General features: G+C 63.6%; 19 protein-coding genes. 9 read left to right on the top strand and 10 right to left on the bottom strand.

Annotation, left to right across the window (positions count from 1 at the left end; all coding sequences use genetic code 11):
- Window positions 1-103: 103 nt before the first annotated feature.
- The 6 genes from phoB to PE058_RS02135 form a co-directional block, all read right to left on the bottom strand.
- Window positions 104-799 carry a phosphate regulon transcriptional regulator PhoB gene (phoB, locus tag PE058_RS02110; RefSeq protein ID WP_020085901.1) on the bottom strand — a complete coding sequence of 232 codons (696 nt, stop codon included), beginning with the start codon at window positions 797-799 and terminating at the stop codon, window positions 104-106.
- Between the two features lie 31 nt (window positions 800-830).
- The gene (phoU, locus tag PE058_RS02115; RefSeq protein ID WP_020085902.1) at window positions 831-1,541 is read right to left on the bottom strand and encodes a phosphate signaling complex protein PhoU; all 711 of its coding nucleotides are present in this window, start codon (window positions 1,539-1,541) and stop codon (window positions 831-833) included.
- Window positions 1,542-1,686: 145 nt separating this feature from the next.
- On the bottom strand, window positions 1,687-2,502 hold the full coding sequence (gene pstB / locus PE058_RS02120; protein WP_271029719.1) for a phosphate ABC transporter ATP-binding protein PstB: 816 nt from the start codon (window positions 2,500-2,502) through the stop codon (window positions 1,687-1,689).
- Window positions 2,503-2,528: 26 nt separating this feature from the next.
- Window positions 2,529-3,851, bottom strand: a complete 1,323-nt coding sequence (pstA, locus tag PE058_RS02125) for a phosphate ABC transporter permease PstA (RefSeq protein ID WP_026868016.1) — start codon at window positions 3,849-3,851, stop codon at window positions 2,529-2,531.
- Window positions 3,851-5,314 (bottom strand): phosphate ABC transporter permease subunit PstC, encoded by a 1,464-nt coding sequence (gene pstC, locus PE058_RS02130; RefSeq protein WP_020085905.1) that lies wholly within the window; start codon window positions 5,312-5,314, stop codon window positions 3,851-3,853. The genes pstA and pstC overlap by 1 nt, the downstream gene beginning before the upstream one ends.
- A 283-nt stretch (window positions 5,315-5,597) precedes the next feature.
- Window positions 5,598-6,683, bottom strand: a complete 1,086-nt coding sequence (locus tag PE058_RS02135) for a substrate-binding domain-containing protein (protein ID WP_020085906.1) — start codon at window positions 6,681-6,683, stop codon at window positions 5,598-5,600.
- Between the two features lie 376 nt (window positions 6,684-7,059).
- Here PE058_RS02135 and PE058_RS02140 point away from each other — a divergent pair, with 376 nt between their 5' ends.
- Together PE058_RS02140 and PE058_RS02145 are read left to right on the top strand one after the other, a co-directional pair.
- Window positions 7,060-7,839 carry a succinate dehydrogenase iron-sulfur subunit gene (locus tag PE058_RS02140; protein WP_271029720.1) on the top strand — a complete coding sequence of 260 codons (780 nt, stop codon included), beginning with the start codon at window positions 7,060-7,062 and terminating at the stop codon, window positions 7,837-7,839.
- Between the two features lie 178 nt (window positions 7,840-8,017).
- Window positions 8,018-8,410, top strand: coding sequence for a VOC family protein (locus PE058_RS02145; RefSeq protein ID WP_020085908.1), 393 nt, complete (start codon window positions 8,018-8,020; stop codon window positions 8,408-8,410).
- A gap of 218 nt (window positions 8,411-8,628) precedes the next feature.
- Here the strand turns inward: PE058_RS02145 and PE058_RS02150 are convergent, their stop codons facing one another.
- Both PE058_RS02150 and PE058_RS02155 read right to left on the bottom strand, forming a co-directional pair.
- Entirely contained in the window at window positions 8,629-8,778 is a 150-nt protein-coding gene (locus tag PE058_RS02150; RefSeq protein WP_020085909.1) for a hypothetical protein, read from the bottom strand.
- Window positions 8,779-9,057: 279 nt separating this feature from the next.
- Window positions 9,058-9,633: a GNAT family N-acetyltransferase gene (locus PE058_RS02155; protein WP_040498102.1), complete on the bottom strand. Its 576-nt coding sequence runs from the start codon at window positions 9,631-9,633 to the stop codon at window positions 9,058-9,060.
- Window positions 9,634-9,987: 354 nt separating this feature from the next.
- Between PE058_RS02155 and zapE the strand changes: the two genes are divergently transcribed.
- The 7 genes from zapE (at window position 9,988) to lpdA (ending at window position 20,498) form a co-directional block, all read left to right on the top strand.
- On the top strand, window positions 9,988-11,103 hold the full coding sequence (zapE, locus tag PE058_RS02160; RefSeq protein WP_040498198.1) for a cell division protein ZapE: 1,116 nt from the start codon (window positions 9,988-9,990) through the stop codon (window positions 11,101-11,103).
- Between the two features lie 230 nt (window positions 11,104-11,333).
- Entirely contained in the window at window positions 11,334-12,299 is a 966-nt protein-coding gene (gene mdh, locus PE058_RS02165) for a malate dehydrogenase (RefSeq protein ID WP_020085913.1), read from the top strand.
- A gap of 133 nt (window positions 12,300-12,432) precedes the next feature.
- Entirely contained in the window at window positions 12,433-13,632 is a 1,200-nt protein-coding gene (sucC, locus tag PE058_RS02170; RefSeq protein ID WP_271029721.1) for an ADP-forming succinate--CoA ligase subunit beta, read from the top strand.
- A 54-nt stretch (window positions 13,633-13,686) separates the two neighbouring features.
- A complete protein-coding gene (gene sucD, locus PE058_RS02175; protein WP_020085915.1) occupies window positions 13,687-14,586 on the top strand; it encodes a succinate--CoA ligase subunit alpha in 900 nt (299 codons plus the stop codon).
- Between the two features lie 112 nt (window positions 14,587-14,698).
- Window positions 14,699-17,650, top strand: coding sequence for a 2-oxoglutarate dehydrogenase E1 component (locus PE058_RS02180; RefSeq protein ID WP_271029722.1), 2,952 nt, complete (start codon window positions 14,699-14,701; stop codon window positions 17,648-17,650).
- Window positions 17,651-17,721: 71 nt separating this feature from the next.
- Window positions 17,722-19,020 (top strand): 2-oxoglutarate dehydrogenase complex dihydrolipoyllysine-residue succinyltransferase, encoded by a 1,299-nt coding sequence (odhB, locus tag PE058_RS02185; protein WP_271029723.1) that lies wholly within the window; start codon window positions 17,722-17,724, stop codon window positions 19,018-19,020.
- Between the two features lie 74 nt (window positions 19,021-19,094).
- Window positions 19,095-20,498: a dihydrolipoyl dehydrogenase gene (gene lpdA, locus PE058_RS02190; protein ID WP_271029724.1), complete on the top strand. Its 1,404-nt coding sequence runs from the start codon at window positions 19,095-19,097 to the stop codon at window positions 20,496-20,498.
- A 51-nt stretch (window positions 20,499-20,549) separates the two neighbouring features.
- Here the strand turns inward: lpdA and PE058_RS02195 are convergent, their stop codons facing one another.
- Window positions 20,550-21,572, bottom strand: coding sequence for a TraB/GumN family protein (locus PE058_RS02195; protein ID WP_271029725.1), 1,023 nt, complete (start codon window positions 21,570-21,572; stop codon window positions 20,550-20,552).
- A gap of 56 nt (window positions 21,573-21,628) precedes the next feature.
- Window positions 21,629-22,591 carry a tyrosine recombinase XerC gene (locus PE058_RS02200; protein WP_040498200.1) on the bottom strand — a complete coding sequence of 321 codons (963 nt, stop codon included), beginning with the start codon at window positions 22,589-22,591 and terminating at the stop codon, window positions 21,629-21,631.
- Window positions 22,592-22,635 lie beyond the last annotated feature (44 nt).

A 22,635-nucleotide genomic window follows, 5' to 3' on the forward strand; every position in this document is an offset into this window, starting at 1 on the left:
GCAGGGTACAGGAACTCATGCGGGCGACAGGGCGTCGGCAGGACCTTCACCAAGGAGGTAACCTCCCTAGCTGCCGGCTGCCTGTTGCCCGTTGCCTTGCTTCTCAGCCGCTGTTGCGCTCGCCAAAGACGTAGCCGGAGCCACGAACGGTGCGGATCGGGTCGCGCTCCTTGCCGCGGATGAGCGCCTTGCGCAGGCGGCCGACGTGCACGTCCACGGTGCGCTCGTCAACGTAGGCATCGCGGCCCCAGACGCCATCGAGAAGCTGGGAGCGCGAGAGCACACGGCCCGGGCTTTCCATCAGGAACTCGAGAAGGCGGAATTCGGTGGGGCCGAGATGCACCTCGCGCAGGCCGCGCGTGACCTTGTGGGCCGGGCGATCCAGCTCGATGTCGGCGAAACGCAGCACGTCCGCCAGACGGTCCGGAGAAGCCCGGCGCAGGATGGCTTTCACGCGGGCCATCAGCTCGGGAAGAGAGAACGGCTTCACCACGTAGTCGTCGGCGCCGGTCGAGAGGCCGCGGATGCGGTCTCCTTCCTCGCCGCGTGCGGTGAGCATGACGATCGGAATGGATTTCGTCTCCATTCGCGCCCGCATGCGCCGGCAGATCTCGATTCCCGAGACGCCCGGAAGCATCCAGTCGAGAACCAGGAGGTCAGGTTTCTCCTCCGCAACAAGGATCTCCGCCTCTTCGCCGTTCTCGGCGTGGGAGACGCGGAACCCTTCCGCTTCGAGGTTGTAACGAAGCATCTCCGCCAGAGGCGCCTCGTCCTCGATAAGAAGAATCTTGGCCGTCATCGTTTATCGCTCATCCATAAAAATGCGAGGCTCAACCCTGCGAGAACAGGGTGGAGCTGGTGTCGTCGCTCTTCGGGCGGTCGTCGATGATATTCACGCCACGCACGAGGAAGTGCACTGTTTCGGCGATGTTGGTGGTGTGGTCGCCAACACGTTCGATGTTCTTGGCGCCGAACAGCAGATGGGTGGAGAGACCGATGTTGCGCGGATCTTCCATCATGTAGGTCAAGAGCTCGCGGAACAGCGAATTGTACATGGAGTCGATGTTCTCGTCGTCGCGCCACACGGCGAGCGCCCGGTCGGCGTCACGCGCGGCATAGGCGTCGAGAACCTCCTTGAGCTGCGAGAGCGCCAGCTCGCCCATGTGGCGCAGGCCGGTCATGAGGGGCTTCGGGTGCGACTCGTGGGCAATGGCGAGCGCGCGCTTGGCGATGTTTTTCGCGAGATCGCCGATGCGCTCAAGGTCGCCCGTGATGCGCAGCGCCGCCATGACGTGACGCAGGTCGTTGGCGAGCGGCTGGCGGCGGGCGATCATGGAGATCACCTGCTCCTCGATGTCACGCTCGAGCTGGTCGATCTGCTTGTCCGTCTTGACGACCTGCTCGGCGAGCTTGGGATCGCGGCGCTCGAGGGCGTCGAACGACTGCCCGAGGATGTGCTCTGCCAGGCCGCCCATGTGGGCGATCTTCTTGTCGAGGAGAGCGAGCTCTTCCTCGTACGATTTTACGATGTGCTCGTTCATAGGGTCTCCTTTGGCCCCTTGGGGCCCGGCGGCTTTGCTCGTGACGGCGGGTGCCTCCGACCTCGAGGCGCGCCACGGCATGAAGCCGCTCAGCAGGGATTTTCGTTCGGTCGTCATCGGACAGGGTCCTGACTGAGGCGATGCGTCAGCCGAAGCGGCCGGTGATGTAATCCTGCGTGCGCTTGTCCGTCGGGTTGGTGAAGATGTCGTTGGTCGCGCCTTCCTCGACAAGGATGCCGAGATGGAAGAACGCGGTGCGCTGCGAGACGCGGGCTGCCTGCTGCATCGAGTGTGTGACGATGATGATGCAGAAGTTCTGCTTCAATTCGTCGATGAGCTCCTCGACCTTGGCGGTGGCGATGGGGTCGAGTGCCGAGCACGGCTCGTCCATCAGGATCACCTCGGGGCCAACGGCGACGGCGCGGGCGATGCAGAGGCGCTGCTGCTGGCCGCCGGAAAGGCCGGTGCCCGGATCGTTCAGGCGGTCCTTGACCTCTTTCCAGAGCGCGGCCTTCTCGAGGCTGGTCTGCACGATGTGGTCAAGCTCGGCCTTGGTGCCGGCGAGACCGTGGATGCGGGGACCGTAGGCCACGTTCTCGTAGATCGACTTGGGGAACGGGTTCGGCTTCTGGAACACCATGCCGACGCGGGCGCGGAGTTGAACGACGTCGAGGGACGGATCGTAGATGTCCTCGTTGTCGATGGTGATCTTGCCGGTGACGCGGCAGATTGGAATGGTATCGTTCATGCGGTTGATGCAGCGCAGGAACGTGGACTTGCCGCAACCCGAGGGGCCGATGAAGGCCGTCACGCTGCGATCGGGGATGTTCACGGTCACGTCGAAGAGGGCGCGCTTATCGCCGTAGTAGACGTTGACGTCCTTGGCGTGGACCTTGGTGCCATCCGTGGCGCCGAGTTTAACGGCGCGGTTTTCTATCTCAGAGGTCTGCACGTTGAGCATCTCTAACTCCAGGATCAAATTGGGGACTACCAGCGCCGCTCGTAACGGCGGCGGAGAATGACGGCGGTGACGTTCATGCACACCAGGAATGCGAGCAGGATGAGGGTGGCGCCCGCGGTGCGTTCGACGAAGCCGCGCTCGGCGGCCGTCGCCCACATGTAGATCTGCACCGGCAGAGCCGTCGCCGCGTCGATGGGCGTCTTCGGATACTCGACGACGAAGGCGACCATGCCGATCATCAGCAGCGGCGCCGTTTCACCGAGCGCCTTGGCGAGGCCGATGATGGTGCCGGTCAGGATGCCGGGCACCGCGAGCGGCAGCACGTGATGGGTAATCGACTGCATCTTCGAGGCGCCGACGCCAAGGGCTGCTTCGCGGATGGACGGCGGCACGGCGCTGATGGCTGCGCGGGTCGCGATGATGATGGTCGGCAGCGTCATGAGTGCGAGCACCAGGCCGCCGACGAGAGAGGCCGAGCGCGGGATGCCCATGAAGTTGATGAAGATCGCGAGACCGAGAAGACCGAACACGATGGACGGGACGGCCGCCAGATTGTTGATGTTGACCTCGATGGTGTCGGTCAGGAAGTTCTTCGGGGCGAACTCCTCGAGGTAGACGGCGGCGGCGACGCCGAGCGGCACCGCGAACAGCAGCACGATCAGCATCATGTAAAGCGAGCCGACGAGTGCGACGCCGACGCCCGCAGTCTCGGGCTTGCTCGATGCGCCGTAGGTGAAGAGGCCGGTGTTGAAGTGCTTGGCGAGGAAGCCGGCCTCGGCGGCCTTGTCGAGCCAGGCGAGCTGCTTGTCGGAGAGCTGGCGGCGGCCTTCGGGAATGTTCCGGTCGAACTGGCCTTTCATGAGGCTGTCGACGTTGCCGTGTGCCAGAAGGGTGAGCTGCACCGATTTGCCGATCAGAGACGGATCAGCCAGCACGGCCTTGCGGATCTGCGTGTCGGCGTTGGCCGAAAGCAGCGCCGCGGCGGCCTTCGCGTCGGCGCGGTTGGCGGGATCCACGCCGAGCACCTGGAACAGCGCGCGGTTGGCGAGCTTGGTGTAGTCGGCCATCAGCAGATCGCTCTCCGTCGGCGGCGAGGATGAGCCGAAGGCGCCAGCGTCGAGGTTCACGTCGAGCGTGAAGGCAGACTGCGTGAATGCGGAATAGCCGCGCACCAGGATGGTCGAGAACAGAGCGACGAGAAAGAGGATGCCGAACAGGATCGCGGACACGCCGTAGGCCCTGAACCGCCTCTCGGCGGCATAGCGCTTGGCGATACGAGCCTGGATGTCCTGCTTGGAGCGGGAGGCGATCAGAGTTCCGGTTGCCATAGGAGCTGTTTCCACAGTCATTATTCGTACTGCTCCCTATATTTGCGCACGATATAGAGCGCGTAAATGTTGAGGGCGAGGGTGAAGACGAACAGGGTTAGGCCAAGGGCGAAGGCGACGAGCGTCTGAGGAGAGTTGAATTCGAGGTCGCCGGTGAGCTGGCTCACGATCTTCACGGTGATCGTAGTGACCGGCTCGAAGGGGTTCAGCGTGAGGTTCGGCGCAATGCCCGCGGCGAGCACCACGATCATGGTTTCGCCGATGGCGCGGGAGGCTGCCAGCAGGATGGCGCCGACGATGCCGGGGAGCGCGGCGGGGAGAATGACCCGCTTGATCGTCTCGGACTGGGTGGCGCCGAGGCCGTAGGAGCCCTCGCGCAGGGACTGCGGCACTGCGTTGATGATGTCGTCCGACAGAGAGGAGACGAACGGGATCAGCATCACGCCCATGATGAGGCCCGCCGTCAGCACGCTCGTTGCCGAGATCGAGAGGCCCGCGAGGGCGCCTGCGTCACGCAGCAGGGGACCGAAGGTGATGAGGGCGAAGAAGCCGTACACGATGGTGGGGATGCCAGCGAGGATCTCGAGCAGCGGCTTGGTGGTGAGGCGGATCTTGCTGGAAGCGTATTCCGACATGTAGACGGCGCTGAAGAGGCCGACCGGAACCGCAACCAGGAGTGCGACGAGCGAGATATAGAGCGTGCCCCAGAGCAGCGGGAGAAGGCCGAACTGTCCACCGGCTTCGTTGGTGGCGCCGGCTGCGGAGAAGCGCGGGTCCCAGACGGTTCCGAACAGGAAGTCCGTGATCGGCACCATGCTGAAGAAGTGGATGCTCTCGAACAGCATCGAGAGGACGATGCCGAGGGTCGTCAGGATGGCGACCATCGAGCAGCCGAGGAGACCGGCGAGAGCCACGGATTCGACGGCGTTGCGGGAGCGCAGCTTGGGGCCGACCTGGAAGAAGCCGAAGGCCATACAGAAGAGCGAGAGGCCGAGCGCGGAAGCTGTGAGCAGGAGCTGGCTCGAATTCTTGACGGCGAGCTGGAAACGGGCCGCGTCGACGGCGAAGGGCTCCGGGTTGACGGCGAGCGGAACACCCTTGCTGAGGAGGAGTGCCTTGACGTCGGTCGCCGGGTCGGCAGTCTTGTCGAGCTCCTCGCTCGAAAGCCGGGACAGGCCCTTCTCGATCATGCCGATGGTGGACATCGTCAGCGCGCGGGTCTGCTCGGGGCCGGCCAGAACAGTCTCCGGAAGCCGCGACGAGACCATGGACGATACGACCGTCGGCGAGATCGCGGACCAGAGGATGAGGAGAAGCAGGGCAGGCAGCGTGGTCCACAGCAGAACGTAGGCGCCGTAGTACCCCGGCCGCGAATGGAGGGCCGAGGTCTTGCCGTTCACCGATGTCCGCGCGCGCCAGTTGCCCAGCACCCATCCAACAACGCCGAGGGCGAGAATTATCAAAACCAGAATGGTCGTCGACACCGGGCTGATCCCTATTTCGATTTCAGAGTTTGAACCCAGGGCACGGTCACACGGGCCTTTCGGGCGCCCGTGTCAGGCTCGCTTTTCGTGTGACCGTGCACTGGGCTCGTGCTTTTCGTGTCTGAGGTCGCCGGCCCGTTGGGAGCGTCGGAAGACGAGGCTCGCGCGCCGCTTGGAGTGGGTCGCAGGAGACGAGAAGGGAGAGCGGTAAAACACGATCACCGGCTCCCCCTTCTCATACTCCTTTGGTCGTCGTCAGTCAGTCGAAGTGATCGCGGCGGGCTTACTTCGCAGCCGTCGCCAGCGTCTTGCCGCTCTTCACGAGCTCCTGGACTTCCTTGCGCTCTGCGTCCGGAAGCGGAACCAGGCCGTACTCGACGAGCGGGCCGTCAGCCGAGAGGATCTTGTCCGAGGTGAAGAACTCGACGTACTCCTTGAGGCCGGGGATCACGCCGAGGTGCGCCTTCTTCACGTAGAAGTAGAGCGGACGCGAAACCGGGTACTTGCCGGAGGCGACGGTCTCGAGCGAGGGCTCGACGCCGTTGATGGTGGCGACCTTCAGCTTGTCCTTGTTGTTCTCGTAGAACGAGAGACCGAACACGCCCACGCCCTGCTTGTTGGACTGGATGCGAGCGAGCGTCTCGGTGTAGTCGCCGTCGATGTCGACTGCGGCGCCGTCCTTGCGGACCTTGTTGCAGGCCTTGTCGGCGGCCTTCTTCTTGGCTTCGTCGTCCTTGCCTTCGGCCTTGGCGAGCTGGAGCTTGTCGCCGCCGGTGGCCTTGCAGCCAGCGTGGAGAACCTTCTCCTCGAACACTTCGCGCGTGCCGTGCTTCTCACCGGGGATGAAGGCGGCGATCGGGAAGTCGGGGAGGGTCGCGTTCACTTCCTTCCAGGTCTTGAAGGGGTTGGCGACGAGAGCGCCGTCCTTCGGAACCTCAGCGGCGAGCGCGAGGTAGAGATCCTTGGGCTCGAGCTTCCATTCGCCGGCGCCCGAGTCGACGGCGAATACGATGCCGTCATAGCCGAACTTCACCTCGACGATGTCGGCAACGCCAGCCTTGGCGCACTCTTCCTGCTCGGCAGGCTTGATCTTGCGCGAGGAGTTGGCGATGTCGATCTTGTCCTCGCCGACGCCGGCGCAGAACTGCTTGAGGCCAGCCGACGAGCCGCCGGACTCGATGACGGGGGTCTTGAGATTGGAGAACGTCTTGCCGAACTGCTCGGCAACGATGTTTGCATACGGCAGAACCGTCGATGATCCTGCAACCTTGACCTGGTCGCGCGCCAAAGCCGCACAGGCAAACGCGCCCATTCCGACGGCGGTGGCCGTCGTGATGGCGATGAACTTGCTGTTCACGCTAATCTCCATTGTCTCGTGGACTATGCAACGAACGCGGCCCTCCGCCTGCGTTCTGCTTCCCGAAGCTGTTGCCCCGGCGCTCTTTTACTAGCGGCGGGAGACTGTGGATTTATGACAGTCTAATATATTGATTTATAATGATTTATTTTAATTATCTGGAATCTGCGGAAAGTCCGCGCCGGTCGGACTGGCGATATGGCTCGGGCGCTCCGCGGGCTGTCTATTGTGACAGTGGCGACGGCACCTTTCCAAAGTCGGTGCCTGGCGGTCGCAGTCAAAGGTCGCACGGCGCAATTGCGGCAAAGCGTTGACAGGGTCCGATCCGGGTCTCATGAGAAGAGACCTTCCTCATTTTACCTTGTTCGACCAAGAGGGCCGGCTCTCCATGGTTCAGCTCACGCTTCCCAAAAACTCGAAGATCCAGACGGGCAAGACGTGGAATGCCCCCGACATCAAGGGAAAATGGCGCGAGTTCCGGATCTATCGCTGGAACCCGGACGATGAGGAAAATCCTCGCATCGACACCTACTGGGTGAACGAGGAGCAGTGCGGGCCGATGGTGCTCGACGCGCTCATCAAGATCAAAAACGAGATCGATCCGACGCTGACGTTCCGCCGTTCCTGCCGTGAGGGGATTTGCGGCTCGTGCGCCATGAATATCGACGGCACGAACGACCTCGCCTGTCTCAAGGGCCTCGACGAGGTCAAGGGTGCGGTCAAGATCTACCCGCTGCCGCACATGAAGGTGGTCAAGGATCTGGTGCCGGATCTCACGAACTTCTACGCCCAGCACCGCTCGATCGAGCCGTGGCTCAAGACGGATACGGCTGCTCCGCCCAAGGAGTGGAAGCAGTCGCGTGAGGACCGCGAGAAGCTCGACGGTCTCTACGAGTGCATTCTCTGCGCCTGTTGCTCGACCTCGTGCCCGAGCTACTGGTGGAACTCGGATCGCTATCTGGGTCCGGCCGCCCTGCTGCAGGCCTATCGCTGGGTCATCGACAGCCGCGACGAGGCCACGGGCGAACGGCTCGACAATCTCGAGGATCCCTTCCGCCTTTACCGCTGCCACACGATCATGAACTGCGCGAAGGCATGCCCCAAGGGGCTGAGCCCCGCCAAGGCGATCGCCGAGCTCAAGAAGCTGATGGTGCAGCGGCGGGTCTAGCGCCGCCTCCGGGACGTGTCTGGACCCCGGCGCACTTCGGTATGATGATATCCATGTGCCGGCGGGCGGACTGCTCAAGAGGTCTGTCGCGCGTTCCGTCGCCGTCGGCGGATGGGTCATGGCACGCTCATCATAAGCGGAGCGATCGCCCGCTGCGCTTCAACAGGAAGGGGTCCGCGTGCTCGACCATATCGGTTTCCCGGTTTCGGACTATCAGAGGTCCAAGGCGTTCTACGAGACGGTGCTGGCTTCGCTCGGCATGCGCCTGCTGATGGACATGGATCTCTCCGACGAAGGCGGGCCTGCGGGCTATGCCGGGTTCGGCGCGGAGCGGCCTCAGTTCTGGATCGGAACGGGGAAGCCGTTGACGGGCCGGCTGCACGTCGCCTTCGCAGCGAAGGATCGGGCTCAGGTGCGGGCCTTTTACGAGGCGGCGATCGCGGCTGGTGCGCGCGACAACGGCGCGCCCGGCCTCCGGCCTCATTATCACGCCAATTATTACGGGGCTTTCGTCATCGATCCCGACGGGCACAATATCGAGGCCGTCAGTCATCTGCCTGAAGACGATTGAGAGTCTTTTTGCCGCTTTTGGCGGCGGCCATACTCGTTTTCGATTATATCGTTCGCCGCAAACGATTGCGTTTCGCGAGCGGAATTTCCGTTTTTTGCGGACCCCAGAAATAACAAGACCGATGGCGCGTCTCGCTGCCATCGGTCTTCAAGTTGGGAAATTGAGCCGCCGTCGCCGCGCCTGTTGCCCAGACAGGAGCGGGTCCAGCGGTCCGCCAGTTAGGCGGCCTTCCGCTTCTTCGCAGCAGGCTTGCGCGCAGCCGGCTTCTTCACAGCCTTGCGAGCGGCGGGCTTCGCAGCAGCCTTACGAGCGGCCGGCTTCTTAGCAGCCTTGCGAGCGGTGGTCTTCTTAACAGCAGCTTTAGCCATAGTAGTCTCTCCCTCTAGAGTTCGAATCATTTCGAACAAAAAAATCATGAGCAAGTTCGATCATTTTGTTGACATGGAAAGTGGATTCAGCCTGCCGATTTATTCGTATTCGGCTGAAAGTGTTGCGTGAATTCAACAAAATGGTCGACATTCTAAGAGACTACGCCGTCATTCTCGATCTCGTATCAGCTGCGCTCGGCAAATTTCGGAATCTGAAATCCAATTTTCGCATCGCGTGAAAGCGGATTTCGACTCCGAAACCTGCATCACGCGACGCGCTCACGCCGCTTTGACGACACGGCGCTGCAGATCGAGAACCGCCATCATGAAGCCGACGCGATCCTCCACCGCCTCTGCGAGGAGCGAGAAATAGTTCGCTTCCTGAGGGACGATCTCGCCGATCACCTCGCCCAACTCGAAGCGCAGATCGGCTTCGTGCTTGCGTGCGATGGCCTGCATCTTCGCGTTAGAGGCGAGGCAGCTCATGTAGATGAGGTGCACACCGCGGTTGCGCGCTGCGCGGATGACGCGGCCCATGAGCTCGGATCCGATGCCCTGCTCCTGGAAGGCCGCTTCGACCGAGAACGCGGCTTCCGCTTCGCGTCCCCAGGTGTCGCCAAGTTTCTTCAACTCGGCTGCAGCGCGCACCTCGCCGTCCTCGATGTAGGCGAACACGGTCGAGCCCGCGTCAGTCATGTGGGCTGCATAGTCTTCGATGAAGGCGTCGGAAACTCCGTGCGCGAAGCGCATGGTCCGGCTCGCCTTGTCCAGTCGCAGCAGGTGGTCGCGAAACATCGCTTGTTCCTGCGGCCAGAGCTTGCGGAATGTGCCGCTCGCACTCCGTCGCTCACTCATTGCGTCAATCCTCCAGATTGAATCGCAGCGGGGCAATCGATCGTGACTTTCGGGCTCACAGGAGCTCCGGCTAACCTCCGCTGTGATTCGGCGCCCTGACTTATTCCAGGCGCCGCTCACCGATATAGAGCTTGTTGTGCGTTGCACAATGCGCCAAATACGTGACGAAAGATGCGGTGTTTTGCCGTTTCCCTGTAGCTGTGGGGTTTTTGCCTATGTTGCGCCGCAAAAATCGACGGGCAGCATTGCGCCTGGCGCAGGCGTGTAAGAAGGCGTGGCCAAGTTGAGCATCGTTTCCGTCGCGTCATGCTGCATTTTCTGGCAGTTTTGCGCGCGGCCGGCGCAGGCGGGATCATGATGGCGGGAACAGTTCTCAAGCTTTACGAGCGGCGGCTGGCGCTCGGCGAGATAGAGCCGGATGCCGCTCAGCGGGAAGCCGCGGCGAGGCTCGATCAGCTCGCTCGAACGCTGGAAGTCTGGCGGCCGCCCGGCCGCAGCGGTCTTCTCTCCTCCTTCTTCCGCTCGCGCGCGGCTCCTCCTCCCAAGGGCCTCTATCTCCACGGCGCGGTCGGACGGGGCAAGACCATGCTGATGGACCTCTTCTACGAAGCGGTCGCCTTCACGCCGAAACGCCGGCTGCACTTCCACGAGTTCATGGCCGAGGTGCACGACCGCATCCAGCGGGGGCGGGCGACCACGGACGGCGACCCCATTCCGTTTGTGGCGGCAGAGATCGCGGCCGAGGCGGGGCTGCTGTGCTTCGACGAGCTCACCATTACGGACATTGCGGACGCGATGATCCTCGGGCGTCTGTTCAAGGCGCTGTTCGAGCGCGGGCTGGTGGTGGTCGCGACCTCCAACGCGGCGCCAGATCGTCTCTATTGGAATGGCCTCAACCGGCAGCTCTTCCTACCGTTCATCGATCTCCTGAGGGAGCAGGTGGATGTGGTGGAGCTTCTTTCGGCCAAGGATTTTCGTCTCGACAAGCTCGCGGGGCGGCAGCTCTATTTCAGTCCGTGCGATGCAAAGGCCGCGGCCGGGGTGGAGGAGCACTGGGCTAGGCTTACGGGCCAGCACCCGGGGGCGCCGGTTCTCGTGGACGTGAAGGGCCGGCAGGTCCGGGTGCCGCTGGCATCGATGGGGGTTGCCCGGTTCGGCTTTGCCGACCTCTGCGAGAAGCCGCTCGGCGCGCTCGACTATCTCCACATCGCGCACGCCTTCCATACGATCGTCATCGAGGGCATCCCGGTGCTCGGCGCCCAACGGCGCAACGAGGCCCGGCGGCTCATTCATCTCATCGATACCCTCTACGACAACCGCAACTGCCTGATCGTCTCGGCGGAAGCGGAGCCCGACCAGCTCTATACCGAGGGAGACGGGGTGCAGCTCTTCGAGCGGACGGCATCCCGCCTCATGGAGATGCGCAGCGAGGCCTATCTCGCGCGCGGGGCCGCCTCCAGGCCTATATAAGGAGACTATAATTCATGCATCGGGCTGATGATCGACAAGCAGATTGGGCTGCTTTGGTCGAATGCGTCCGTTTTGGGCTCGCGCGGGCTTGAGCCCCTAGTCTTTTCGTCATACCAAGGCCGGAGTTTTTGATCCCCGACACGATCGGGCGCATATTTCATGAGGACACGTATCCACCTCAGCAACCAGGGCCTCAGCGAAGGGCCTCTGTCTCCAGGGAGAATGGTCTAATGGCGCGGACGAAAATCGCGTTGATCGGCGGCGGAATGATCGGTGGCACGCTTGCCCACCTGATCGGTCTCAAGGAGCTCGGCGACGTCGTGATTTTCGACATCGCGGAGGGCATCCCCCAGGGCAAGGCGCTAGATATCGCCCAGTCGGGCGCGGTGGAGGGATTCGACTGCACCCTCAAGGGCACCAATGCCTACGCGGACATCGAGGGCGCCAGCGTCTGCATCGTCACCGCCGGCGTGCCGCGCAAGCCCGGCATGAGCCGCGATGACCTGATTGGCATCAACCTCAAGGTCATGGAGCAGGTCGGCGCCGGCATCCGCAAGTATGCGCCGAATGCCTTCGTCATCGTCATCACCAACCCGCTCGACGCCATGGTTTGGGCGCTCCAGAAGGCCTCGGGCCTGCCGCGCAACATGGTGATCGGCATGGCGGGCGTTCTCGATACGGCCCGCTTCCGGCACTTCCTGGCCGAGGAGTTCCGGGTCTCGGTCGAGGATGTGTCGGCTTTCGTTCTCGGTGGCCATGGCGACGACATGGTTCCCCTGGTCCGCTACTCGTCCGTTGGCGGTATTCCGTTGCCGGACCTCGTGAAAATGGGCTGGATCCGCCAGGAGCGCCTCGACCAGATCGTGGACCGCACGCGCAAGGGCGGTGGCGAGATCGTGGGTCTCCTCAAGACCGGCTCGGCCTACTACGCACCGGCTGCTTCCGCGATCGCGATGGCCGAGAGCTTCCTCAAGGACAAGAAGCGCGTGCTGCCATGCGCCGCGTATCTCAACGGGGAATACGGTGTTAAAGGATTGTACGTCGGCGTGCCGACGATTATCGGAGCGGGCGGAACGGAGCGGGTCGTCGAAATCGACCTGAACTCGGCCGAGCGCTCTATGCTCATGAAGTCGATCGAATCCGTGAAGGGTTTGATCGACGCCTGCATCAAGATCAACCCACAGCTCGGCGCCTAGGCACCGAGCCAAACGCCAGCCGACGCGGGGTACGGACGGGTTCTCTCCTCTTTTGTGTGGCCGCCCCCCTGTGGCCACACGCCGTCTGTGCCGCGCTCCCATCATTCGTTTCCTCGAGGGATTACGCGGAACCATGAATATTCACGAGCACCAAGCCAAAGATCTGTTGCGGCAATACGGCGTGCCGACCTCCGGCGGCGGCGTTGCGTTCACGCCTGAAGAAGCCGAGAAGATCGCGGCTGGGATCGAGACCGAGGTTCGCGTCGTCAAGGCGCAGATCCATGCTGGCGGCCGCGGCAAGGGCCACTTCAAGGAGAAGGAAGCGGGCGAGAAGGGTGGCGTTCGCTTCGCCAAGTCGCCGGCCGAGGCGCGCGAGCTTGCTAGCCAGATGCTGGGCAAGACGCTCGTCACCATTCAGACCGGGCCTGCTGGCCGCGTCGTCCGTCGCATCTATCTTACGGAAGCCGCCAACATCGGCCGCGAACTCTATCTCTCCGCGCTCGTCGATCGTGCCAGCTCGCGCGTCGCCTTCATCGCCTCGACGGAAGGCGGCATGGACATCGAGAAGGTCGCCCACGAGACGCCGGACAAGATCCTGACGCTGACCGTCGATCCGGCGACCGGGCTGCAGCCCTTCCACACGCGCAAGATCGCCTTCGCGCTGGGCCTCAAGGGCGACCAGGTGAAAGAGTGCGCGAAGATGGTGGAAGGTCTCTACCGTCTCGTGCTCGAGAAGGACGTGAGCCTCCTCGAGATCAATCCCCTGGTGGTGACGAAGGAAGGGCATCTCACGGCGCTCGACGCCAAGATCTCCTTCGACAGCAACGCACTCTTCCGCCATCCCGACATCGTCGCCCTGCGCGACGAGACCGAGGAAGATCCGATGGAGATCGAGGCGGCGCGTCACGAGCTCAGCTACGTGAAGCTCGACGGCTCGATCGGCTGCATGGTGAACGGCGCCGGTCTCGCGATGGCGACCATGGACATCATCAAGCTCTATGGAGCCGAGCCCGCGAACTTCCTCGACGTTGGCGGCGGTGCCTCCAAGGAAAAGGTGAAGTCGGCGTTCCAGATCATTCTGTCCGACCCATCGGTGAAGGGCATCCTGGTCAACATTTTCGGCGGCATCATGCGTTGCGACATCATCGCGGAGGGCATCGTTGCGGCCGCGCGCGAGATGGCGATCAATGTGCCGCTGGTCGTGCGCCTCGAGGGCACCAACGTCGATCTCGGCAAGGAGATTCTCGCCAAGAGCGGCTTGAAGATCGTGCCGGCCGACGACCTTGCGGACGCCGCCGCCAAAATCACATCAGCGATCAAAGCCGCCGCTTAAGAGCGTAACCGCTCTTCCGCTTTCATTCGAATTCGTCTGGGCAAGAGACACGACATGGCAATTCTCGTCGACAAGTCGACCATCACCATCTGCCAGGGCCTGACCGGCAGCCAGGGAACGTTCCACACCAAACAGGCACGCAGCTACGGGTCCAAGGTGGGAGGCGGCGTGACGCCCGGCAAGGGCGGCACGAAGCATTCCGATCCGGAGCTCGCGGATCTTCCGCTGTTCAATACGGTGATCGAGGCCAAGGCCAAGACCGGCGCCACGGCGACCGCCATCTACGTTCCGCCGCCGTTCGCGGCCGACGCCATCCTCGAAGCGATCGACGCGGAAATGCCGCTGATCGTCTGCATCACCGAGGGCATTCCGGTGCTCGACATGGTGCGCGTGAAGCGGGCGCTGCAGGGCTCCAAATCGCGTCTCATCGGACCCAACTGCCCCGGCGTGCTGACGCCCAACGCCTGCAAGATCGGCATCATGCCCGGCAATATCTTCCGTAAGGGAACTGTCGGTATCGTGTCGCGCTCCGGTACGCTCACCTATGAAGCGGTGAAGCAGACGACGGATGCGGGCCTCGGCCAGTCCACCGCTGTCGGCATCGGTGGTGATCCCGTAAAGGGAACGGAGCACATCGATGTGCTGGAATTGTTCCTGGCTGATCCCGATACGCATTCGATCATCATGATCGGCGAGATCGGCGGTTCCGCCGAGGAAGAAGCTGCCGAATTTTTGATCAGCGAGGCCAAGAAAGGCCGCAAGAAGCCAATGGCAGGCTTCATCGCAGGCATGACCGCACCTCCGGGGCGGCGCATGGGCCACGCCGGTGCTATCATCTCCGGCGGACAAGGCCGTGCAGAGGACAAAGTCGAGGCCATGCGCCGTGCCGGCATCGCCATTGCGGACAGCCCGGCGTCGCTTGGAACAACTTTGACCAAAGTTCTAAAGGGCTAAGTCGGGTTACGCGTATAAGAGTGTCATCGATAGCGCCGAGAATCGCCTAAATCCTGGGGAGAGATGGTCACCTCATCTCCGGCGCAAGCCGGAATAAATGGCGGGGTTTCGCATGTCACGGCACGCGCTTAACGAGCAGTTTCTTCGCACCTCTTTTCTGAATGGTGTCAACGCTCCTTACATCGAGGAGCTGCAGAGCCAATACGAGAAGAATCCCGGTTCCGTCACCGATGAGTGGCGGCTCTTCTTCGAGAGCATGCGGGATCAGCAGGGGCGGGGATCTGCCGACGGACAAGAAGACGGCAGCGCCCGGGATCCGTCCTGGAGCCTGCCGATCTCGCAGCTCCAGGGCGCTCCCACCGAGCTCGTCTCCGCGCTCACCGGCGACTACGGCGACGTCGAGCGCGGTTTGCGCGACAAGATCCAGGCGAAGGCGTTCGGCAGCGGTTTCGAAATCACGCCGGCCGCCTCGTTCCGCGCGATCCAGGACAGCGTTCGCGCGATCATGCTGATCCGCGCCTATCGCGTGATGGGCCACCTTGCTGCGGATCTCGATCCGCTCGGGCTTGCCGAGCGCAAGATCCACAAGGAGCTCAAGCCCGAGACCTACGGCTTCACGGAGGCCGATCTCGACCGGCCGATCTTCATGGACCGCTACCTGGGGCTCGACACGGCGTCGATCCGGCAGGTGGTGCGCATCCTGCGGCGGACCTACTGCCGCAAGATCGGCTACCAGTTCATGCACATTACGTCGCCCGCGCAGAAGTCGTGGATCCAGCACCGGATCGAGGGCGAGGAGAAGGACATCCGCTTCACCGAGAACGGCAAGCGCGCCATTCTCCGCAAGCTGATCGAAGCGGAGATGTTCGAGCGCTTCGCCGACATCAAATACACGGGCACCAAGCGGTTCGGTCTCGACGGCGGCGAGGCGATGATCCCGGCGCTCGAGCAGATCATCAAGCGCGGCGGCCAGCTCGGCGTGAAAGAGATCGTCATCGGCATGGCGCATCGCGGGCGCCTCAACGTGCTGTCGAACGTGATGGCGAAACCGTTCCGCGCCATTTTCAACGAGTTCAAGGGCGGCTCCTGGAAGCCGGACGACGTCGAAGGCTCGGGCGACGTCAAATACCATTTGGGTGCGTCTTCCGACCGGCAGTTCGACGGCAACAACGTGCACCTCTCGCTCACCGCGAACCCGTCGCATCTCGAGATCGTCGATCCGGTGGTGCTCGGCAAGGTGCGCGCCAAGCAGGATCAGCTCAAGTGCGAGCCGAGCGACCGGACGCCGGTGCTGCCGCTGCTGCTGCACGGCGATGCCGCGTTCGCGGGACAGGGCGTCGTGGCGGAGTGCTTCGGGCTCTCGGGCCTCAAGGGCCATCGCACCGGCGGGTCCATTCACTTCATCATCAACAATCAGATCGGCTTCACTACCAATCCGCGCCATTCACGCTCTTCGCCCTATTGCTCGGACGTGGCGCGCATGATCGAGGCGCCGATCTTCCACGTGAACGGCGACGATCCGGAAGCAGTGGTGCATGTCGCCAAGATCGCGACGGAGTTCCGGCAGAAGTTCCAGAAGCCGGTCGTGATCGACATGTTCTGCTATCGCCGTTTCGGTCACAACGAGACCGACGAGCCGGCGTTCACGCAGCCGTTGATGTACGATCGCATTCGCAAGCATCCGACCGCGGTCGAGATCTACTCGAAGACGCTCATCGACGAAGGCGTGCTCAAGTCCGAGGACGTCGAGGCGATGAAGGGCGAGTTCCGCTCGTTCCTCGAGACGGAGCTTGCGGCCGCGGATGCCTTCAAACCGAACAAGGCCGATTGGCTCGACGGACGGTGGAGCGGCGTCACGCTTGCTGACGATGACGAGCGGCGTGGCAATACCGGCGTTTCGCTCGAAGCGCTGCGGGAAGTGGGCAAGCGGCTCACCACCATTCCGTCCGACTTCAACGCCCACAAGACGATCGTGCGGCTGCTCGAGCGGCGGCGCGAGATGATCTCGAAGGGCGAAGGGATCGACTGGGCGATGGCCGAGCATCTGGCCTTCGGCACGCTCGTCAACGAGGGCTATCCGGTTCGTTTGTCGGGCCAGGATTGCGAGCGCGGAACGTTCTCGCAGCGTCATTCGGTGCTGATCGACCAGGAGACGGAGCGGCGCTACACGCCGTTGCGGCACATTTCTCCCACGCAGGCGCGTTTCGAGGTCATCAACTCGATGCTGTCGGAGGAGGCCGTTCTCGGGTTCGAGTATGGCTACTCGCTGGCTGAGCCCAACGCGCTGGTCGCCTGGGAGGCGCAGTTCGGCGACTTCGCGAACGGCGCACAGGTGGTGTTCGACCAGTTCATCTCTTCGGGCGAGCGCAAGTGGCTGCGTATGTCGGGCCTCGTGTGCCTTCTGCCGCACGGCTATGAAGGTCAGGGGCCGGAGCATTCCTCCGCGCGTCTCGAACGCTTCCTTCAGCTTTGCGCCGAGGACAACTGGCAGGTCGCAAACTGCACGACGCCCGCCAACTACTTCCACATCCTGCGCCGCCAGCTTCATCGCAACTTCCGAAAGCCGCTGATCCTGATGACGCCGAAGTCGCTGCTGCGCCACAAGCGCGTGGTCTCGCGGCTCGACGAGATGGGGCCCGGCACGACGTTCCATCGCGTTCTGTGGGACGATACGCTGCGGCGTCCCGATGCCGAGATCAAGCGCGTGGTGCTGTGCTCGGGCAAGGTCTACTACGACATCGCGGATGCGCGCGATGCGGAGGGACTGGACGACGTCTATATCCTGCGGCTCGAGCAGCTTTATCCGTTCCCGGCGCGCGCGCTCATTCACGAGCTGAGCCGCTTCCCCGGCGCGGAGCTGGTGTGGTGCCAGGAGGAGCCCAAGAACATGGGCGCCTGGAGCTTCGTCGAGCCGAACATCAACTGGGTGGCCGATCGCATCAATCCGGCGGGACGGCGCGTGCGCTATACGGGCCGCGCCGCGTCGGCATCCACGGCGACCGGTCTCATGAGCAAACACATCCACGAGCAGAAATCGCTCGTGGCGGATGCATTGAAGAGCTGAAGCCAGGAGGCTTCTGCAGAACGCGGGATGCCGGTCGCCTCGGCGGCCGGTCAGCAAGGGGCGAGACTGCGATGACGATTGAGATCCGCGTACCGACTCTCGGCGAGTCGGTCGCCGAGGCGACGGTCGGAAAGTGGCTTAAGAAGCAGGGCGATGTGGTGAAGGCCGACGAGCCGCTCGTCGAGCTCGAGACCGACAAGGTCACGGTCGAGGTGCCGGCGCCCGCGGCGGGGCTGCTTTCGGAGATCCTGGTCTCGGAAGGCGCGACGGTCGCAATCGGAGCAGTGCTCGGCGCGCTTGCGGAAGGCGGCGGGGCACAGGCCCAGGCGAAGACTGCGGCTCCGCAACCGGCCGCACCGAAGGCGGAAGCACCCGCCGCAGCGCCTGCCCGCGGTGCGCCGCCGAGCCCGGCGGCTCGCAAGCATCTCGCGGAAGCCGGCCTTTCATCCGATGACGTCGCCGGATCGGGGCGGCGCGGTCAGGTGCTCAAGGAAGATGTCGTGGCGGCTGTCGCTCAGGCCGCGGCCGCGCGCCAGAAGCCCGCGCCGCAGCCGCAGCGCGAGGCGGCCGCTCCTTCTCCGGCCCCTGCCCCTGCGCGCGTTCCCGTTCCTCAAACCCCGCACGAGATCTCGACTCCCGATATCCGCGTGCCGACGGCGGTGAGCGAAGCGGGCCGTGAGGAGCGCGTGCGTATGACGCGGCTTCGCCAGACGATCGCCATGCGTCTCAAGGAAGCCCAGAACACGGCGGCGATGCTCACCACGTTCAACGACGTGGACATGTCGGCCGTGATCGCCATGCGCGCGCAATACAAGGACCTGTTCGAGAAGCGCCACGGCGTGAAGCTCGGCTTCATGGGCTTCTTCGTGAAGGCGTGCATCCAGGCGCTGCGCGAAATTCCGGCGGTCAACGCCGAGATCGACGGCGAGGATATCGTCTTCAAGAATTACTACCACATCGGCGTTGCCGTCGGCACGGACCGCGGGCTCGTGGTGCCGGTGCTTCGGGAAGCCGACCGTATGTCGATCGCGGAGATCGAAGGCAAGATCGCCGAGTTCGGCAAGCGCGCGCGCGAGGGCAGGCTCTCGATCGCGGAGATGCAGGGCGGCACCTTCACCATCTCGAACGGCGGCGTCTATGGCTCGATGCTTTCGACGCCCATCCTCAACGCGCCGCAGGCGGGCATCCTCGGCATGCATCGCATTGAGGAGCGGCCGGTGGTGAAGAACGGCCAGATCGTCGCGCGTCCGATGATGTATCTCGCGCTGTCCTACGATCACCGCCTTGTCGACGGCAAGGAAGCGGTGACGTTCCTGGTACGCGTGAAGGAGTGCCTCGAAGATCCGCAGCGCTTCATCCTGGAGCTTTGATTTTTCCCTCCCAAGGCCGCCCTCGATCTGTGCCGCGCGCAAGAGGGCGCTGACACCTAGCAAAGGTTTTCGTGATGGCTGGACCCTACGATCTCATTGTTATCGGCAGTGGGCCGGGTGGCTATGTGTGTGCCATTCGCGCCGCGCAGCTCGGGCTCAAGACGGCCATCGTGGAAAAGCGCGCCACGCACGGCGGCACCTGCCTCAACGTGGGGTGCATACCGTCCAAGGCACTGCTGCACGCCTCCGAGCTTTACGAGGAGGCCGGGCATAGCTTTGCGCGTATGGGCATCAAGGTCTCTCCGGAGCTGGATCTTTCGCGGATGCTCGCCTTCAAGGACGAGGGCGTGAAGGGGAACGTCGATGGCGTGGCGTTCCTGCTCAAGAAGAACAAGATCGATCCCTATCACGGCACGGGCCGCATCGCGGCGCCGGGCAAAGTCGAGGTGACGGCGCCGGGTGGCGAGCGGCAGGTGCTCGAAACGCGCTCGATCGTGATCGCAACGGGCTCGGACGTGGCGCGGCTGCCGGGTATCGAGATCGACGAGACCGAGATCGTCTCCTCGACGGGTGCGCTGTCACTTCCGAACGTGCCCGAGCGGCTGCTGGTGGTGGGCGCGGGCGTCATCGGACTGGAACTCGGCTCGGTGTGGCGCCGCCTCGGCTCAAGCGTGACGGTCGTGGAATATCTCGATCGCATCCTGCCTGGTATGGACGGCGACGTGGCGAAGTCTCTCGAACGCCTCTTCATCAAGCAGGGTCTGTCGTTCCGGCTCGGAACGAAGGTGGTGTCGGTCGCGCGCACAGACGGCGGGCTGGACGTGACGCTGGAGCCAGCCAACGGCGGCGCGCAGGATCATATCGAGGCGGACGTGGTGCTGGTTGCCATCGGCCGCGTGCCCTACACGGACGGGCTGGGGCTGGACGACGTGGGCGTTTTGCGCGACGAGCGCAAGCGGGTGGTCGTCAACGGGCAGTTCGAGACCAACGTGACGGGCATCTATGCCATCGGCGACGTCATCGCGGGGCCGATGCTGGCGCACAAAGCGGAAGACGAAGGGATCGCCGTGGCCGAGATTCTGGCTGGCCAAGCCGGGCACGTGAACCACGACGTCATCCCGAACGTCATCTACACCACGCCGGAAGTGGCCTCTGTCGGCAAGACGGAGGAGGAGCTGAAGGCGAAGGGCGTCGACTATACGGTGGGCAAGTTCCCGTTCCTCGCCAACGGGCGCGCGAAGGTCAACAGAACCACCGATGGGTTCGTGAAGGTGCTTGCGGACGCGGCGACCGATCGCATCCTGGGCGTGCACATCATCGGCGCGAACGCCAGCGAGCTGATCGCTGAAGCCGCTGTGATCATGGAGTTCGGCGGATCAGCAGAGGATCTTGCGCGGACGTGCCATGCCCATCCGACGCTGTCGGAGGCGGTGAAGGAAGCCGCGCTCGCAGTCGCCAAGCGCGCTATCCATATGTGAGAGGCGGAGCATTCTCGCGCCGGACGAATTGGCTTCGAACAGGACCGCTCGCTATTCGATGGCGGTCACGGTGAATCCGGCTTCGCGCATCAGGGCGACGAGGCCGGTCTTGCCCGGCAGGTGCAGGGCGCCGGTGGCGATGAAGATCGGCCCCTTCTCCATGTGGGAGATGGCCACGTCGCGCATTTTGCGATTGCGCTCGACCACCAGCGTCCGCTCGAACGACGCAAACGCGTCAGGGGCGACACCTGCGCGCCGTGCGAGCGCGATCTGCAGGTCCCAGAGGGCTGAGATACGCCGTTCCAGGTAGAGCTGGACCATCGTTTCCAGGAGATCGTCCGTCTTGTCGACGAGGGCGAGGTTGGCGCGGAGCATTCCCAACTGCTCGTCCTCCGGAACCGAGGCGAGCGCCAGGAGCTGCTCCTCCGTCGTTTCCATGCCTTCGACGGGCATGCCGAGGCTCCGGGCCTGCTCGGCCACTACCATGTCGAGAACGAGGTATCCTTTCTGGACGCGGCGGCGCTCGCACTCGGAGGCCGCGAGCAGCATCGTGATCATCCAGGGCTTGTAGATATGCGCGGCCGCCGCCGGCACGCCGACGCCCTCGATGGATCTGCGCACTTTCGCGAACTCGTCTTTGGTGAGCAGCTTATCGAGGGACCGGCCGTCACTGAACACGGCCTGTTTCGTGGCTGCAGAATAGACGCCGCTGGTTGCTTCCTGCTGCTGGCTGGCGTTCTCGATCAGAAGCGTCTTGGCTTCGGAAAGAGCGGTGCGGGTCGCGTCCGTGAGGCGCGTGACGCGGTCGTCGGTCAAATGGACCGTGCCGAAAAGATAGGACGTCTGAAAGCCGGGACGCTCGAGCTTCCAGAGAACGGCGCGGCCGTTCTCGATCGTCTCGGCATCGCGCAGGATGCGGGAGTAGACGAGGGGGTCGGCGGCGGCGAACTCCTGAAGCAAGCTCTTGCCCTCGCATAGTTTGCCAGGCCGGGCATGTCCGGCTGCCTCGGCAGCCAAGGAGCCGAACGTTGTCAAAACGATCAGAGCCGTGGTCAGCCGGGCCGAGTTCCGCAACGTTCGCTCCTTTGGGTCCTTTGTAGCCGACATTGGAACCTGACTTGCGAAGGCGTTCAACGTCGCGGGTGGGCCTTGTCGTAGACCGCCAGGATGCGCTCGCGATCGACCTCCGTATAGACCTGCGTTGTCGAAAGCGAGGCGTGGCCCAAAAGTTCCTGGATCTGGCGGAGATCGGCACCCGCGGCGAGAAGATGCGTCGCGAAGGAATGGCGCAGGGCGTGGGGCGTGGCCGTTTCCGGAAGCGACAGCTCGTCGCGCATGCGGGCGATGGCGAGCTGGATGAGGCGCGGCGAAAGAGCCCCGCCTTTGGCGCCGACGAACAGCGGCGATTGCGGGTCCAAGGGATAGGGACAGAGGGCGATGTAGCGCTCGACGGCACGCTGGGTGACAGGGAGAACGGGGACCAGGCGCTCCTTCCCGCCTTTGCCGGTGATGCGCAGCACGTCGCGTCCCGAGACGGGCGCGTCGCGGCGCGCGAGGCCGAGGGCTTCGGAAATGCGCAGGCCGGCGCCGTAGAGAAGTAGCATCACCGCGACGTCGCGCGCGCGGATCCAGTCGTCCTCCGCGCCCTCTTCATCGACGAGGGCCGCTGCTTTGTCGACTGTCAGCGGCTTCGGCACCGTATGGGGGATGCGCGGCATCGCGACCTGAGCCAGCGCCCGGTTGGCGACGAGGTTCTCGTTCTCGAGCCAACGATAGAAGGTGCGAAGTGCTGAAATGGCTCGCGATAGAGAGCGGCTTGCGGTGCCCTGCCGCCGTCGCGCGGCGAGGAAGCGGCGGACAGCCTTCACGTCCAGGCGGGCGAGATCGTTGAGGCAAGGGGGGTGGCCGAGGTCGTGTTTCAGGAACACGATGAACTGTCGAAGGTCGCGCTCGTAGGAGGCCAGCGTCGCATTGGAATAGCCGCGTTCGTGTGTGAGATGGGCAAACCAATCCGCCGTCGCGCGACGGAGATCGCTGGCGAGAGGCAGCTCGCCATCGGCTTCGAGAAGGCTATCGATGGTGTCGCGCGTCATGCGGGCGAGCAATCCGTTTTCAGTGTTCGAGCATCGTAGGTGAT

The organism is Hyphomicrobium sp. DMF-1 (genome assembly GCF_027886585.1).
GTDB lineage: Bacteria > Pseudomonadota > Alphaproteobacteria > Rhizobiales > Hyphomicrobiaceae > Hyphomicrobium_C > Hyphomicrobium_C zavarzinii.

Coding starts and splice junctions, on each gene's coding strand:
- phoB (WP_020085901.1), bottom strand. CDS start 799: ATGACGGCCAAGATTCTTCTTATCGAGGACGAGGCGCCTCTGGCGGAG.
- phoU (WP_020085902.1), bottom strand. CDS start 1,541: ATGAACGAGCACATCGTAAAATCGTACGAGGAAGAGCTCGCTCTCCTC.
- pstB (WP_271029719.1), bottom strand. CDS start 2,502: ATGCTCAACGTGCAGACCTCTGAGATAGAAAACCGCGCCGTTAAACTC.
- pstA (WP_026868016.1), bottom strand. CDS start 3,851: ATGACTGTGGAAACAGCTCCTATGGCAACCGGAACTCTGATCGCCTCC.
- PE058_RS02135 (WP_020085906.1), bottom strand. CDS start 6,683: ATGGAGATTAGCGTGAACAGCAAGTTCATCGCCATCACGACGGCCACC.
- PE058_RS02140 (WP_271029720.1), top strand. CDS start 7,060: ATGGTTCAGCTCACGCTTCCCAAAAACTCGAAGATCCAGACGGGCAAG.
- PE058_RS02150 (WP_020085909.1), bottom strand. CDS start 8,778: ATGGCTAAAGCTGCTGTTAAGAAGACCACCGCTCGCAAGGCTGCTAAG.
- PE058_RS02155 (WP_040498102.1), bottom strand. CDS start 9,633: ATGAGTGAGCGACGGAGTGCGAGCGGCACATTCCGCAAGCTCTGGCCG.
- zapE (WP_040498198.1), top strand. CDS start 9,988: ATGATGGCGGGAACAGTTCTCAAGCTTTACGAGCGGCGGCTGGCGCTC.
- mdh (WP_020085913.1), top strand. CDS start 11,334: ATGGCGCGGACGAAAATCGCGTTGATCGGCGGCGGAATGATCGGTGGC.
- sucC (WP_271029721.1), top strand. CDS start 12,433: ATGAATATTCACGAGCACCAAGCCAAAGATCTGTTGCGGCAATACGGC.
- sucD (WP_020085915.1), top strand. CDS start 13,687: ATGGCAATTCTCGTCGACAAGTCGACCATCACCATCTGCCAGGGCCTG.
- PE058_RS02180 (WP_271029722.1), top strand. CDS start 14,699: ATGTCACGGCACGCGCTTAACGAGCAGTTTCTTCGCACCTCTTTTCTG.
- odhB (WP_271029723.1), top strand. CDS start 17,722: ATGACGATTGAGATCCGCGTACCGACTCTCGGCGAGTCGGTCGCCGAG.
- lpdA (WP_271029724.1), top strand. CDS start 19,095: ATGGCTGGACCCTACGATCTCATTGTTATCGGCAGTGGGCCGGGTGGC.
- PE058_RS02200 (WP_040498200.1), bottom strand. CDS start 22,591: ATGACGCGCGACACCATCGATAGCCTTCTCGAAGCCGATGGCGAGCTG.